The 16,421-nt window shown below is 44.2% G+C and carries 11 protein-coding genes; 2 read left to right on the plus strand and 9 right to left on the minus strand.

The genetic code is table 11. The features are described from left to right. Window positions 1-14: 14 nt before the first annotated feature. Window positions 15-1,472 carry a PSP1 domain-containing protein gene (ricT, locus tag R3O62_RS01520; RefSeq protein WP_032541051.1) on the plus strand — a complete coding sequence of 486 codons (1,458 nt, stop codon included), beginning with the start codon at window positions 15-17 and terminating at the stop codon, window positions 1,470-1,472. Continuing rightward, on the plus strand, window positions 1,450-1,920 hold the full coding sequence (gene gldH, locus R3O62_RS01525; RefSeq protein ID WP_005783084.1) for a gliding motility lipoprotein GldH: 471 nt from the start codon (window positions 1,450-1,452) through the stop codon (window positions 1,918-1,920). The genes ricT and gldH overlap by 23 nt, the downstream gene beginning before the upstream one ends. Here gldH and rodA read toward each other — a convergent pair. The 9 genes from rodA to R3O62_RS01570 all read right to left on the minus strand — a co-directional run bounded on the left by rodA (window position 1,915) and on the right by R3O62_RS01570 (window position 15,988). Then, window positions 1,915-3,372 carry a rod shape-determining protein RodA gene (gene rodA / locus R3O62_RS01530; protein WP_022011752.1) on the minus strand — a complete coding sequence of 486 codons (1,458 nt, stop codon included), beginning with the start codon at window positions 3,370-3,372 and terminating at the stop codon, window positions 1,915-1,917. The two genes, gldH and rodA, sit on opposite strands and share 6 nt — an antisense overlap. Further along, window positions 3,353-5,209, minus strand: a complete 1,857-nt coding sequence (gene mrdA / locus R3O62_RS01535; protein WP_005810930.1) for a penicillin-binding protein 2 — start codon at window positions 5,207-5,209, stop codon at window positions 3,353-3,355. Before mrdA ends, rodA begins: the two co-directional genes overlap by 20 nt. Window positions 5,210-5,211: 2 nt before the next feature. Next, entirely contained in the window at window positions 5,212-5,709 is a 498-nt protein-coding gene (mreD, locus tag R3O62_RS01540) for a rod shape-determining protein MreD (protein WP_005822050.1), read from the minus strand. Then, the gene (mreC, locus tag R3O62_RS01545; RefSeq protein ID WP_005783073.1) at window positions 5,706-6,551 is read right to left on the minus strand and encodes a rod shape-determining protein MreC; all 846 of its coding nucleotides are present in this window, start codon (window positions 6,549-6,551) and stop codon (window positions 5,706-5,708) included. The genes mreD and mreC overlap by 4 nt, the downstream gene beginning before the upstream one ends. 102 nt (window positions 6,552-6,653) lie before the next feature. After that, on the minus strand, window positions 6,654-7,676 hold the full coding sequence (locus tag R3O62_RS01550; protein WP_005792050.1) for a rod shape-determining protein: 1,023 nt from the start codon (window positions 7,674-7,676) through the stop codon (window positions 6,654-6,656). 73 nt (window positions 7,677-7,749) lie between these two features. Next, the gene (gene purH, locus R3O62_RS01555; protein ID WP_005810937.1) at window positions 7,750-9,273 is read right to left on the minus strand and encodes a bifunctional phosphoribosylaminoimidazolecarboxamide formyltransferase/IMP cyclohydrolase; all 1,524 of its coding nucleotides are present in this window, start codon (window positions 9,271-9,273) and stop codon (window positions 7,750-7,752) included. Between the two features lie 151 nt (window positions 9,274-9,424). After that, on the minus strand, window positions 9,425-11,458 hold the full coding sequence (locus tag R3O62_RS01560; RefSeq protein WP_005810940.1) for a M13 family metallopeptidase: 2,034 nt from the start codon (window positions 11,456-11,458) through the stop codon (window positions 9,425-9,427). 14 nt (window positions 11,459-11,472) lie between these two features. Beyond that, complete coding sequence (locus R3O62_RS01565; RefSeq protein WP_317472939.1) at window positions 11,473-13,428, minus strand: ABC-F family ATP-binding cassette domain-containing protein; 1,956 nt, start codon at window positions 13,426-13,428, stop codon at window positions 11,473-11,475. A gap of 166 nt (window positions 13,429-13,594) precedes the next feature. After that, window positions 13,595-15,988 carry a TonB-dependent receptor plug domain-containing protein gene (locus tag R3O62_RS01570; protein ID WP_005810944.1) on the minus strand — a complete coding sequence of 798 codons (2,394 nt, stop codon included), beginning with the start codon at window positions 15,986-15,988 and terminating at the stop codon, window positions 13,595-13,597. Window positions 15,989-16,421 lie beyond the last annotated feature (433 nt).

The following is a 16,421-nucleotide window of genomic DNA, read 5'->3' on the forward strand; positions in this document are numbered from 1 at the left end:
TTAAAATAAAGTATATGGAATTTAAACTGCATAATGGGAGCGGAGGCCTTTGCTGTAAGAGCTGTTCCCGACAAGATAAAAAACTAAATACCTACGATTGGCTGGCCGACATACCGGGCAATGCGGAGGAGAGTGACATGGTAGAGGTTCAGTTCAAGAACACCCGCAAGGGATACTACCGAAACAGCAACAAGATCAAATTAGAGAAGGGAGACATCGTAGCCGTAGAAGCTACACCGGGACATGACATCGGCACCGTTACCCTGACGGGACGATTAGTGCCGCTCCAGATGAAAAAGGCAAACTTTAAACAAGATGCTGAAATCAAACGTATCTACCGCAAAGCCAAAGCTGTGGATATGGAGAAATATGAAGAAGCCAAAGCCAAAGAACACGCCACAATGATTCGTGCGCGTCAGATAGCGGCCAGCCTGAATTTGGACATGAAAATTGGCGACGTAGAATATCAGGGAGACGGCAACAAAGCTATCTTCTACTACATCGCTGACGAACGCGTCGACTTTCGGCAGTTAATTAAAGTGTTGGCTGAAGCTTTCAGAGTACGTATCGAAATGAAACAGATCGGTGCGCGCCAGGAGGCAGGGCGCATCGGAGGTATCGGTCCTTGCGGACGTGAATTGTGTTGCGCCACCTGGATGACAAGTTTTGTGTCTGTATCGACCAGCGCAGCAAGGTATCAGGACATTTCACTCAATCCTCAAAAACTGGCAGGACAGTGTGCTAAGTTAAAATGTTGCCTGAACTACGAAGTAGATTGCTATGTAGAAGCGCAGAAGCGCCTGCCTTCAAGAGAGATTGAACTGGAAACTAAAGACGGAACCTATTATTTCTTCAAAGCAGATATTCTCAGCAACCAGATTTCGTATTCAACAGACAAGAATTTCGCCGCAAACTTAGTCACTATCAGCGGGAAGCGGGCATTCGAAGTGATAGGACTGAACAAAAGGGGCATCAAACCGGATAGTCTATTGGAAGCTGAACGCAAACCGGAACCTAAAAAGCCAATTGACCTGTTGGAACAAGAAAGTCTGACACGTTTTGACCGTGACCGTCGCCGTAACGGAAAAGATGGAAATGGAAAAGAAGAAGGTGGAAACGGAAACCGCAAAAAGAAGAAAAAGAACAATAACAACCGTCCGCAACAAGCCGCCAATGCTGAAACACAAAACCCATCGCCGACGGCTATAGAAAACAAAGAGAACAGTGGAGCTCAACCGGTACAAGGGCAACAACGCACACGAGGAGAACGCCCCAAAAACAATAACCGCAGCAACAATCAGCCGCGCAAAAATAATGAGGCTCGTGAACCGCGCAATAATGAAAATCGGGAAACACGTAAGAATGAACCCCGTGAGCAGCGCCCTCCACGCGAACCCCGCGGACCACGTAACAACGAACAACCTAAACGCACCGAGAAACCCCAGGGAAATGAAAAACCTGCTCAAGAATAGCATCTGCATGCTTCTCATGACATGGATACTGACTGCATGTGACGATAACACTGTGTATCACTCATATCAATCCACCCCTCAAGGTGGATGGAAAAAGAGTGATACACTCTTTTTCAATGTCCCTTTGAATGACTCCCTGATCAATCTGCGATTGTCTGCCGGTGTACGCAACAGCAGTAATTATCCTTATCAGAATCTGGACATCCTTATCAGTTACAATCTGGAAGATTCAACTGTATGGAAAACAGACACTCTGAAGTTTACTCTGACTGACCAGGAAGGTAAATGGAAAGGAACCGGCTGGGGAAGTCTTTACCAATCGGCTCTCCCCTTAAAAGACTGCTCCATCAAGCATCCCGGTAACTATACTTTTAAAGTTGTACACGGAATGAAAGATGAACAAATAACCGGAATCATTGATGTGGGACTGAAAATCGAGCACTTATAACCTCCTGCTACGTCCTGCATCAATACGCAGAAAAATAAAAAGCAGAATAGTAAATCCCCATAAAGACGACCCCCCATAACTAAAGAAAGGTAACGGAATACCAATTACAGGAGTCAGACCAAGCACCATTCCGACATTAATAAATAAATGGAAAAGGAAGATACTCACGACCGAATAGCCATAAACCCGTCCAAAAGTTGAGGTCTGCCGCTCCGATACCGCTATAAGACGCAGTATCAATGCCAAGAAAAGTAAGAGGACAGCAGCTGAACCAACAAATCCCTGTTCTTCGCCTACAGTACAGAAAATAAAGTCTGTATCTTGTTCAGGCACATATTTCAACTTCGTTTGCGTACCATTCAGAAAGCCCTTGCCGGTCAATCCTCCAGAACCAATCGCTATCTTAGACTGGTTAACATTATAACCGGCACCAGCCAGATCCTCTTCCATTCCCAACACTACCTTTATACGAATCTGCTGATGAGGTTCAAGGATATTGTCGAAAACATAATCGCTTGAGTAGAGAAAACCAATAGATCCCAAAGCAAACAATGCTATCAGGAGATAAGCACGTTGCCGCTCGCTCAGAGACAAGTAAAGCAGATAGCAGATAACCACCACACAAAGTCCCCACTCTACCCAAACCAGATTAAAAGGAACAAGATACTCAGAAACAAGATAGGCAATCGACAATGCAAGCAAACTACCACCTATAATATTCCGCACAGGCTCCCATTTCTTTCTATACACCCAAACCATGGAACCTGCAAACAAAAGTATCATCATCAAAACAGCAAATTCTCCGATCGGTGTAGGTGTGTCGGCAATAAACACCTGATCAAAACGAATACCTACCACAAAATATACTACTGCACATACCCCTGAAAACAAAACAACTCCGGGCATACCTTCGCGATACAGCATCAAGAAAAAAGCAAGATAGACCAATGCCGAACCGGTTTCTTTCTGTAACACGATCAGCAACATCGGCAACAGAATAAAAGCAACCAAAGGCAAAAAGCATTTCCACTTCTTTATATTAAAAGAATAGGCATTCATAAACTTCGCCAATGCCAAAGCCGTTGCAAACTTTGCGAATTCCGCCGGCTGGAGACTGACCGGACCTAATATTAACCAGGAACGGGAGCCTTTTGTATCAGGTGCGATAAAGATAGTCACTATCAACAGAAGAATCAGACCTATATATACAAGGTATGCAAACATATCGTACATCCGTTCTTCAAGCATCAGAAGAATGAAGCCAAGCCCGAAAGAACAGATAATCCACACAAACTGCCTACCGGCGCGGGTAGAAAAATCCAGAAAGTCACGATCACCATAATCATAACTGGCTCCACACACACTGAACCATCCGCCGATAATAAGGAGCAGGTAAATACCGATCGTTACCCAATCCAATGTTTTCCATAAACTAACGCTCCTCGTTTCCATACATAATCACTCTATTACTATATTCTTCTGCACGTATCTCGTTCTCGGGGGACAGCTTTCCTTTTAAATATTGTTCCATCATCAGTGCCCCGATAGGTACTCCGTAAACCGCACCAAAGCCACCGTTCTCAACATATACAGCAATGGCTATCTTGGGATTATTCATCGGAGCAAATCCCATAAAGACAGAATGGTCATGACCACGATTCTGCGCCGTACCGGTCTTACCACACACTTCAACATCCGGCAAAATGGCCCCAGCCACCCGGCAAGTTCCTCCCGTAACCGCAGCCCGCATACCGGTCACCACATCTTCATAATGTTTTCGGTCGATAGAGGTCTTTCTGGGCACCCGATAGATACTGTCAAGCTGTTCGTCCTGTATTTCTTTCACAATATGCGGAGTGATAAAATGTCCCCGATTGGCAATAGTAGCACCCAGATTGGCTATCTGCAACGGAGTTGCCAGAATCTCTCCCTGACCGATGGCAATACTGATTACCGTCAATCCATTCCAGCGTCCACGATAAGCTTTATCATAAAACTGAGCATTAGGGATCAATCCGCGCTTCTCCCCCGGCAAGTCTACTCCAAGTTTATAACCAAAACCTTGAGAAACCATGTGATCTTTCCAAACAGTAATGGCATTTTGCGAGGAGCCATACTTCCGGTCACCAAACATCCGGAACAATCCCCAACAAAAATAAGAGTTACATGAAGTAGCAATGGCCGGTATCAATGGCAGCGGTGAACCATGAGCATGGCAACCTACATGCAGGCTTCCGTAATTGAATCCATGAGCACAAGGAAAGGCCGGCGTATTGGTCTGAATAATTCCTTCCTGTAAGAAAGTCAGTGCTTGTGCTGTCTTAAACGTTGATCCCGGAGGATATACCCCCATAATCGAACGGTTTAGCAAAGGTTTCATCGGATCTCTCTGAAGCATGAGGTGATTCTTTCCACGCTGACGCCCAATCATCAGTCTCGGATCAAAATCAGGCGAGGAAACCATACAAAGTATTTCCCCCGTTTCCGGCTCAATAGCTACAATACTACCGATTTTGTTTTTCAATAAACGCTCTCCCAGCATCTGGAGATCAATGTCAATTCCGAGTTTCAGATTCTTCCCGGGTATCGGACGTTTATCATACTTCCCATCCATATAATGCCCCTGTATGCGCCCATGGGCATCACGCAGCAATACTTCCACTCCCTTTTCACCGCGCAAAAAAGATTCATACGATTTTTCAATGCCTTGCTTACCGATATAGTCGCCACGGATGTAGTAATCATCATTTTCTATGTCTTTCATTGATACCTCACCGATATCACCAAGCACATGGGCAGCAGAGTTATAACTATATTGTCGAATGGTGCGACGCTGTATATAGAATCCCCGGAATTTAAATAGTTTCTCCTGAAACACCCCACACTCTTCTGCCGAAAGCTGAGACATAAATACCTGATTAGTATAACGTGAATATCCCGGATTTCTACGGCGGTCTTTCATATCACTCATAATTCTCAGGAACTGCGCACGGGTGATATTCAGCGTCTGACACAAATCAAGTGTATCAAGGTTCTCAACTTCCTTTGGAACCATTGTAATATCATAAGCAGGCTGATTAAACACCAACAATTTATCATTCCGATCGTACATCGCCCCACGTGACGGATACTGAATTTTATTTAAGAAAGCATTACTGTCGGCATTCTTCTTATAGTCATCCGTAGCTATCTGGAGTGAAAATAAACGCACTAAGTAGATCAGGACAATAGCCAGCGCTACTCCACCGATCACATATTTTCGTTTCTCCAGCACATAATCTTTTGCCATATCTATTTCCTCACTCCTTCAACAGCCATAATACAAGTTATAGTCAAAATGGTGCTCGACACCACCCTTAACAGCAATAACGGTATGCTGGTAAATGAGAAGAACTCAAGAGTAAGCAACATAAGATGATGTACAAAGACACTCACCACCAGATATTTGAGAAAAGAAGCAATCCCCATACTTTTCAACGAAGGTACAATGCTGTCCAAAGTATCGCGGGGAGTAAACAAACGGAGAAACAACGGACGTAGAAAAGCCAGTAACACTGTCGCCGCCGCATTCATACCCGGTGTGTTAGAAAAGATATCAATGGCAAGACCTATGCAAAAGCCCCATAACATCAATTCGTTTCGGGAAGTACCGGAATTAAACTTTAAAATAAAGTAGACATATAAAAAAGGAGTAGCCACACCGGCAATATGCACATTATTCAGGATCAGTACCTGAAGCAAGATCAGACCGACAAACCATCCTATTCTATGTATATAGTTGATAATCATTGCGCCAAACTCTTTTGTTCCAATTCTTTTTGTTCATGCTGGCCGGTCCTTGCAATCACACGCACTTCACTCACTTTACCAAAATCCGTTGCCAGCTTTACTTTCAACAAATAAGAGAGCCCGTCATTCGAATCGGCCATATCATCTACAGTACCAATCATGATCCCTTCAGGAAAAACGGTAGAATAACCACTGGTTACCACTGTATCCCCTAAGTTGAACTCTGCATGACGGGGTAAATCTTTCAAATAAGCATATCGGGAATCTCCATACTCCCATTTCAGATAACCAAAATATTCACTACCCACAATTTTACAACTAATACTGGACTTGCTGTTCAGCACCGAAATGACCCGGGAATAATGAGAAGAAGTATCGTATACGATACCAACGACTCCGTTTCCGTCGACAACTCCCATTTCCGGGCGGATCCCATCTTTCGATCCACGATTTAAAGTGATGTAATTATCTACCAGATTGAGACTGTTATTGATGACCCGCGCCTTAAAAACCTGATAATCCGTATTAGGTAAATTGCGGATACTATTTAATTCGGTAGAGTCTGATAAATGCCTTCCCAGAGCATCCTCCAGATTGTGATTCTGTTGTTCCAGTTCCATAATGCGATCCAGCAAATCTTCATTGACCGATTTTAAATGGAAATAAGAAGTAATCCCTCCGGATACTTCATACACTTTGCCGGCAACCGCATTAGCCGAACTGAAATAAACACTGTGTTGATAGTGATTAAAGCGAAATAACAAAACAAAACTGATCACCTCCAATAAAATGAAGAGGAACCAGTGATTATATTTCAAGAGAAAGTTCAGTAAATTCCGCATAAAGACATATAAGTTACAAGCTACGAACTACGAGCTACAAGTATATGCAGCTACATTTATGCACTGCCAGTAACTTATAGCTCGTAATTCGTAGTTAATTATTTATCTCATCAAGAATGAGAAACGGTCTACATTCTTCAATGCAACACCTGTACCTTTAGCCACTGCATGCAACGGATCTTCCGCAATGTGGAAAGGAATATTAATCTTATCAGTCAGACGTTTGTCCAAGCCACGAAGCAGCGCTCCACCACCGGCCAGATAGATTCCATTGTGTACAATATCAGCATACAGTTCAGGAGGCGTATTCTCCAACGCACTCAAAATAGCCGTTTCAATTTTTGAAATTGATTTCTCAAGGCAGTGTGCTACTTCCTGATAACATACCGGCACTTCCATCGGAAGCGCAGTAATACGGTTCGGTCCGTGAACAATATAATCTTCCGGAGCATCCTCACCCAGTTCGGTCAAAGCAGCACCTACATTGATTTTAATACGCTCGGCCATACGTTCACTGACTTTAACGTTATGTTGGCGGCTCATATATTCCTGAATATCTGCTGTCAGATCGTCACCTGCAATGCGGATAGAGTTATTCGAAACAATACCTCCCAATGAAATTACGGCAATCTCGGTAGAACCACCACCTATATCGACAATCATATTTCCTTCCGGTGCCTCTACATCGATACCAATGCCAATAGCTGCGGCCATAGGTTCAAATACCAGATAAACATCACGTCCACCGGCATGTTCGGCAGAGTCACGAACAGCACGAAGTTCAACTTCCGTACTACCCGAAGGCACTCCGATCACCATACGAAGCGACGGAGAAAAAAGACGGTTGCGAGTATTTACCTGTTTGATTAATCCGCGCATCATCTGCTCGCAAGCATAGAAGTCGGCAATCACTCCGTCACGTAGCGGACGGATGGTACGAATATTCTCGTGGGTCTTTTCGTGCATCAGTTTTGCCTTTTCCCCCACAGCAATCATCTTGTCTGTCCGACGGTCAAGGGCCACCACCGAAGGCTCATCTACTACAATCTTACCACCGGTAATTATGATAGTATTGGCCGTACCGAGGTCCATTGCTATTTCTTGTGTAAAAGAGAATAATCCCATAATGAATAAATTTCTAATGCGTCGATATGCCAGTGTGCCCTAACGGGTTGTCCGGCATACAACAAGTTTTTAATTAGTGCTTAAAGTGGCGGATACCCGTTGTCACCATTGCCATGCCATGTTCGTTGCAATAGTCAAATGTCAACTGGTCTTTCACCGAACCTCCCGGCTGAATAACAGCTGTCACACCTTCTTTATCCGCAATTTCCACACAGTCGGGGAAAGGGAAGAAAGCATCCGACGCCATCACTGCACCCTGCAGGTCAAATCCAAATGACTTAGCCTTCTCGATAGCCTGCTTCAATGCATCCACACGCGAAGTCTGTCCTACACCGCTTGCCAGTAATTGTTTACCTTTTGCCAGTACGATGGCATTCGATTTACTGTTTTTCACTATCTTATTAGCAAACAACAGATCTTCGACCTCTTCGGGAGTAGGAATTTTATCAGTTACCGTTTTAAGGTCTGCCGTTGTTTCAATATTCAAGTCTCTATCCTGAACCAGTACACCATTGAGCAAAGAACGGAATTGCTTTCTCGGCAATTTGGCTTCTTTACGAACCAAAATAATACGGTTCTTTTTCTGCCCAAGAATTTCAAGTGCATCTACATCATAATCAGGAGCAATCACTACTTCAAAGAAGATTTTATTAATCTCTTCCGCAGTCTCTTTATCAATAACGGCATTCGTGATCAATACGCCGCCAAACGCAGAAACCGGATCACCGGCCAAAGCATCTTTCCATGCCTCAAGCACAGTCGGGCGGGAAGCCAGTCCGCAAGCATTGTTATGCTTCAGAATAGCAAATGTAACGTCATCAAATTCATCAATCAAGTCTACAGCAGCATTAATGTCGAGCAGATTGTTGTAAGAAATTTCTTTTCCATGAATCTGGTCGAACATTTCGTCCAGGTTTCCATAGAAATATCCTTTCTGATGCGGATTTTCACCATAACGCAGCGCCTTCTGGCTGTTTGCAGAACAACGGAAAGCAGATCCCTCCTCGGCATCAAAGTAATTGAAAATAGCCGAATCATAATGTGATGAAACTGCAAATGCCTCTTTTGCCATCCAGCGGCGTTCTTCAAGGGAAGAAGTAGCTCCATGCTCCATCAACATATCGAGCAATGGTTTATACTGGGCCTGAGAAGCAACAATAATCACATCGTTGTAATTTTTAGCAGCGGCACGAATCAAAGAGATTCCGCCTATATCAATTTTCTCGATAATAGCAGCTTCATCGGCACCTGAAGCAACCGTAGCCTCAAATGGATAAAGATCTACAATGACAAGATCTATTTCAGGAATTTCATATTTTTCAATCTGCTGGATGTCTTGTTCCAGTCCGCGACGGCAAAGAATACCTCCGAAAATCTTCGGATGCAGCGTCTTCACTCTGCCACCCAAAATCGAAGGGTACGAAGTCAAATCTTCGACAGCCTTACAGGGATAGCCCAGTGATTCGATAAACTGACGAGTTCCTCCCGTTGATAAGAACTCCACTCCTTCTTCGTGCAGTTTGGTAATGATTTCATCCAAACCTTCTTTGTGATAAACCGATACCAGTGCGGTTTTTATTCTTTTAGACTCAGACATTGATTTGCTTATTAAGTATTTGGTGCGCAAAGTTACAAAATATTGTTTATCACACGTTATAAATAAGGTGTGAATTAATAATAAAAAAGCGCTGACTCACAATTAAATGAGTCAGCGCCTTTCTTATTATCAGTTTATTTGCAACAATCTATTACCAAATAGATACCCGTTTATCCACTGGCAAGTACATCGGATCTTTTTCAGTAATATTGAAAGCCTCGTACCATGCACCAATCTGAGGTAGTGCGCCATCTACACGCCATTTGCCTAATGAGTGCGGATCAATCTTCGTAAGTTTCAGGATTTCTTCCGGACGGATATTACCAGCCCACACATTTGCGTAAGACAGGAAGAAACGTTGTTCGGGTGTAAATCCATTTTCATTTTTCAAAGGTGCAGCCGCCGTTGCTTTTTTGAATGCCTGGTAAGACACTTGAAGTCCACCGTGATCGGCAATATTTTCACCCAAAGTAAACTCTCCGTTGGCATGAACCCCGGGAGCTACTTCAATGCTGTCGAAGAAGTTAACCATCACTGCTGCACGTGCTTCAAAGTTCTTGGCATCCTCTGCCGTCCACCAGTCTTTCAAGTTACCATCCTTATCATACTGACGGCCCTGATCATCAAATCCATGAGTCATCTCATGTCCGATAACTACACCAATCGCTCCATAATTGAAAGCATCGTCCGCATTCATATCAAAGAAAGGATATTGAAGTATTCCGGCCGGGAAACAGATTTCATTCGTCGTCGGATTGTAATATGCATTTACTGTCTGCGGAGTCATGTGCCACTCCTCTTTATCTACCGGCTTACCGTATTTGGCAATCATTTCATTGTAGCCCCACTGACTGGCGCGCTCAATATTAGCCCAATACGAATCATCCTTTATCTCAAGTGAAGAGTAGTCTTTCCATTTATCCGGATATCCGATCTTTACATGGAAAGTTGCCAGTTTTTCCATGGCCTTTTCTTTAGTCTCTTCTCCCATCCAGCTCAGTTCCCTGATACGTTCGCCCAGAGATTCTTGCAGATTCTTGACCAGAGCCACCATTCTTTCTTTGGCCGCAGCAGGGAAGTACTTCTCCACATACATCTGTCCGACAGCTTCGCCCAATGAACTGTCAACTGTGCTGACAGCACGCTTCCAACGAGGTTGCATTTCTTTCTTACCCGACATGGTACGACCATAGAAGTCAAAATTCTGAGCCACGAAGTCATCACTCAGGTAATTGGCGGCCGAATTGATCAGATTCCACTGCAAGTACAGAATCTGGTCCTCAAGCGGTACTGTATCGATAATGGCATTCACTTCTTTCATTGCATCAGGCTGCCCGATATTAATCTCTTTCAAGTTATTCAGTCCGGCAGTCGAGAAAAATACATCCCATGCGAAAGAGGGATATTCTTTTTGCAATGTTTCCAAAGTCTTCTTGTTATAGTTGGCATGCGGATCGCGTAATTCTACTTGTGAACGTGCCGACCGGGCCAGGCGGGTTTCAATGTTCATCACAGCTTTCACTGCTTTTCCGGCAGTAGTCTCATCATATCCTGCCAATCGGAACATCTTACCTACATGCTGCTGATATTTATCACGGATCTCTTTTGTCTGTGCATCATTCTCCAGATAATAATCCCGTTCGCCCATACCCAGGCCTCCCTGCATGGTGTGTACCATGTTTTCATTGCTATTCATGTCATCAGCGCTGACATAAAAAATAAAATAGGGATACATACCATTCTTTTGCATTTCCACGATCAACGGATAAATCTCAGTTTTACTTTTGATAGCACCTATTTTATCCAGTTCGGGTTTAATGGGAGCAACGCCTTCCTTATTCAGCTTTACGCTGTCCATAGCAATATTATAAAGTTCACCTACTTTCTGTGCAATGCTGCCCGCTTCGTGTTTGCCTGCTGCCAAACCTTCAATCAGCCCGCGCAATTGCCGGCGATTGTTCTCGGCAAGCATATCAAACGAACCGAAACGCGAATATTCGTCTGTCAGAGGATGGTTTTTCATCCATCCGCCACAAGCGTACTGATAGAAACTGGTGCCCGGCAGGGCAGTTGTGTCAAGGTTGGCAAGGTCAATGCCGGACGTAAGTACGGCCTCTTTCTTACTGTTGCATCCTGTTGCCATACAACAGATTGCAAGGATTGGTAAATACTTAATTACTTTCATACACTTAAAAACTATTATTTTTCATTCATCTCCTCCAGCTCCATTGAAACACGTTCCCACTCTTCCACCGTGTGGTCAAGTTGTTGTTTCAACTTCTGGTGTTGTTCGTAAAGTGACATATCCGAAGCACCATCGGGTGTAGCCATCTTCTCTTCAAGGATAGCTATAGCCGATTCTGTTTGTTCGATGGCAGCTTCACAGTCTGCCACCTGGCGCTCCAGTTTCTTTATCTTCTTATTAAATTCTTTCTGTGCTTCGTAGGACAGTTTATTTTCGGATAGCCCCTCTTCAGCTCCTTCCTCTTTCTTACCGCCTGTAGGTGAGACAGACAAAGGATTGTTTTTCTGAAGTTCGTTCAGGTTCTCTATTTTTTTCTTTTGAAGGAAATCATAGATACCTCCCAAGTGCTCTTTCACTACACCACCACCGAACTCATATACTTTAGTCGCAAGTCCGTCCAGGAAATCACGGTCATGACTGACAATAATTACTGTACCGTCAAATTCGCGTATGGCCTCTTTCAATACATCCTTCGAACGCATATCCAAATGATTGGTAGGCTCGTCGAGTATCAGGAAGTTCACAGGTTCCAACAATAATTTTATCATTGCCAGCCGGGTGCGCTCCCCCCCCGAAAGCACTTTTACCTTCTTATCCGAGGCTTCACCACCAAACATGAAGGCTCCCAGTATATCGCGTATTTTGAGACGGATATCTCCCACTGCCACCCGGTCGATCGTATCGAAAACAGTCAGGTTCTCGTCAAGCATCTGTGCCTGATTCTGTGCAAAATAACCTATCTGTACATTATGTCCCAAGGTAAGCTTGCCTTCATAATCAATCTCGCTCATGATACATTTCACAAGGGTAGACTTACCTTCGCCGTTCTTTCCCACAAAAGCAACCTTCTCACCACGATTGATGGTCAGATTGACATCATGGAAGACAACATGCGATCCGTAAGTTTTTTTCACATCTTCGCAGATTACAGGATAGTTGCCACTACGGCTGGAGCAGACAAACTTAAGCCTCAACGCTGAGTTATCCACTTCGTCCACTTCGATCCGCTCTATCTTTTCCAGCTGCTTCATACGACTCTGAACCTGTACGGCCTTAGTTGCTTTATATCGGAAACGCTCAATGAAAGCCTCTGTATCTTCAATCTGCTTCTGCTGATTCTCGTAAGCGCGCAGCTGCTGTTCACGACGCTCCTGACGCAGAACAATAAACTCATCGTACTTCACCTTGTAATCATATATCTGTCCACAGGTTATTTCGATGGTACGGGTAGTTACATTATTCAGGAAAGCCCGGTCGTGGCTGACCAGTACTACCGCATTGGCACGGGTAGATAAAAAATTCTCCAGCCATTGGATACTCTCAATATCCAAATGATTGGTAGGTTCATCGAGCAGCAGTACATCCGGTTTGCGGAGCAAAAGTTTTGCCAACTCGATCCGCATACGCCATCCACCGGAAAATTCACTGGTAGGACGATTAAAGTCATCCCGACTGAAGCCCAATCCTAAGAGGGTACGTTCTATCTCTGCATGAAAGTTAGTCCCTCCCATCATTAGAAAACGGTCGTTCTCGTGCGTAAAACGGTCAATAAGTTTATGATACTCTTCAGAATCATAGTCAGTGCGGTCGGCTAACTCCTGATTCATCCTCTCCAAATCGGCTTGAAGCTCGAAAATATGTTCAAATGCCAGTTCTGCCTCTTCCATCACAGTGTGGTTATCGGCGAGAATCATCACCTGCGGCAGATAGCCGATCGTTACATCACGCGGAATAGCTATAACACCCCGTGTCGGACTTTGCAGTCCGGCCAGGATCTTTAACATCGTTGATTTTCCTGCACCGTTTTTACCCGCCAGGGCTATGCGGTCTTTCTTATTGATGACATAACTAACGTCCTCAAACAATGGTGTGGCGTTAAATTCTACTGTTAATCCTTCTACTGAAATCACTTCTTTCTATAAATAAGGGAATTGAGGCAACAAAGATACTCAATTATGCAGACTGCGAAAAAGAATCTATATAAATATGCATCTTCGGAAACAGCAATAAATATCCGGAATGACAGTTCAATCGATTCTTCCGGACATTACCCAAAGAAATAATGCTACCGCACCACTATTCTTTTTTTAAAGAACGTATCAAACTGACCAACTGACCATTTGAAGCGATACCCTGAACAACAAAAGTTAACCGGCTTTGTCCCGGATCACTGAATTCCAACTGGGAGCCGGTTTTATTTAACGGAAGAGCAGGAAGCCAATATATCGTTTTGCAATTATTTTCACTGTTATTTGCCGACTTCTGCACGATAGGGTAGAAAGGCGAATAAAATTCACGTTTCAGCTGATACCCCATGGGACGAATCATCCTAAAATTAGATGCTTTCTTACCAATAGTACCTAAACCCGATTTTGTACTAATCAGAATAGCGCCATTCGATGCCTTAGATCCAATATATGCCATTTGGGCAGCATCTTTTACCAACTCGACGGATTCGACAATGGATACAGGAATAGCAACAAGTTCGGAATAAGAAGTTTCCAGTCCATCTACCATCAATAGAGCCGGAGGAGGAGTAGAATTCATCCCCATGCATAACCGTGTTATATAAAAGAAATCTCCTGCCTGTGAATCGACTGCCCGCCCCACTCCGGGAATATTAATCAATAAATCTTTGATAGATGAATAAGGTGAAAGAGTCATTTCGTCCACATGATAAGTTTTATTCCAATCGGAGTGAGCCATTAAAGACTCGATTGCATACCGTTTCTTTTTCTCAATCTTCTGGGTGGAAACAACAACTTCGTCTAAATATTGCTCCATAGAAAAAGGATCGGTAGAAGACCGCTGAAACATATCCACGCTTGCCGGAGAAGGATCATCACCGGATTGCTCGGCAACAATCGGCTCGTCCATCTCCGCACGAAACCAATCCGCATAAATGGGAAGAGAAGAATGCACAGGCGGAATGGAATCCCGGTCGACTAACAGCGCCACACCCGTACCCCCTTTTTCCTTACGCGCCTGAAGAATGAAATGCGTACCTTGAGGAAAAGAAAGACTGTCGAAACGGAAACAGCCCGAAGCGTCACTCCTCGTCTGAAGCATAACCGTTTTATCGAAAGAGAATAAAGTGACAACCGCATCAGGGATGCACTTCTTCTCGGAATATTCGGAAACCACCTTGCCACTAATGCACTGACTACTCTCTACCAAAAAGGTACTGCGGGACGGAACAAGGCTGTATTTCACCCAACCCTGAGTCAGCATCAACAAGTCCAACAGATACGAGGTACGGGAGTCATCACTGGAAAAATAGAAAGAGGGATCCTCAACATATCCCTGAAGATCGGAACTCAGAAGAAAAGAGGAAAGAATATTGACCGTGGTATCTTGAAGAGCATAACGGTCGTCGGTAACTGAAACAGAGAGTGTACCGCTCAACGGCTCACCGGAAGTATCACGAAGCCCCATAGTAATATCCCAAAATGAACGTCCTTTATCCTCTTTCAGGCAAGCGGAGAAATCAACATCAGCACGCACGGAAGGGTTCCAATTGAAAGCGGTACGGCCGCTTAAGGGGACGCCCGAACCATCCAACAAAACAAAACGGAGTACACCCGGAGGCAGCGGAGAGCGAGGTACACGCAATGGGGTGGAGCCGGAAAAAGCCGCATGTAAAAGAACACTATCCCGATATTCGACACGAAGGGAATAACCCGAAGACACGACAGTACCTGAATTCAGACGCACCCAAAAGTCATCCTTACGAATATCGACACGGAGGGCTACCGCAGAAACCGGTTCAACCTTCGGAAGGGCGAAACGTAACTCTTTACCCTCACGATTACGACATACCGCTGTATAACTATCATCGGGAATCGGTTCAAGATTGAAAAAGCCCATACCCCGATGAACCGAACTCAGTGTGGTGACGGTATCTCCACGCTGATTGAGCACAAAGCCTTGAACATCTGTCCCCAAACCGTCAGAACTCAAAGCCTTGAAAGCGACACGACTGACACAACCCGAGGGAAGATGTCCGCCTTCGGGAAAGAAAGAGACGTGATAGGAAGCCGCCATACGAGTCACACTCTCCTTGCGGTAATCCTGAAAGGGACGACCGCCGACAATAATCTGACGATAGAAATAACGGGGATCGGGCAAAGAGGAAAGATGACGAGTATAGAAACGAAGCGTATAATTGCCGGAACGAAGCGTATCACCCAAAGAGATGTAACCGGAAAAGACACCGTGATCATCCTTCACCATCTCACGGGAGATGACCTGACTGTCAGCCAACAGTTCGGCATAAACGTAACGGCTGTAAGCCGTTGCCTCGAGGCGGGTATCCATCAGGTAAGCACGGAACCGCACCGTGTCGCCGCGCTCATAATTGGCACGGTCCGTATGGACATAAAGTTTCTCATGAGGCCAGATAGAATCGGACTGGGCAGACAGCCGAATAAAAGAGAAAAAAAGGGCAATCAGAATAAGGAGTTCTTTCATACATAATCAGGATTAAGTATCAAGGAATATTTCAAATATAAACACATATTTTGAAATAAGCAACGAAAAGAGTGCAAATATGTGGCACATCCTGAATATTCATCCTTTTTCATTCGTTCCGGAGCTTCATACACTTTATTTCCTTATAAAGAATCGACACCCATTTGCAAACACAGACATCAAAAAGACACCGAATTGCAGGTTTCACTTACAAGCCCTTTTTGTTTCCGGGTCAAAGCAGAAGAAACAGAGCCCAGTAAAAGATTTTTTCTGCAGAAAAGCCGGGATTTTTAGCCGATTGCACCTTTGTTTTCTCGGAAAGAAGGAAGCATTTACCCCAAAAGAAGTAAGCATTCGGGTGAAAAGAAGTAAGCATTTTCGGAAAATGCTTACTTCTTTTCTGAATATCTCTATATGTTTTGGCAGATTACAT

The organism is Bacteroides hominis (genome assembly GCF_033042785.2).
Taxonomy (GTDB): domain Bacteria; phylum Bacteroidota; class Bacteroidia; order Bacteroidales; family Bacteroidaceae; genus Bacteroides; species Bacteroides hominis.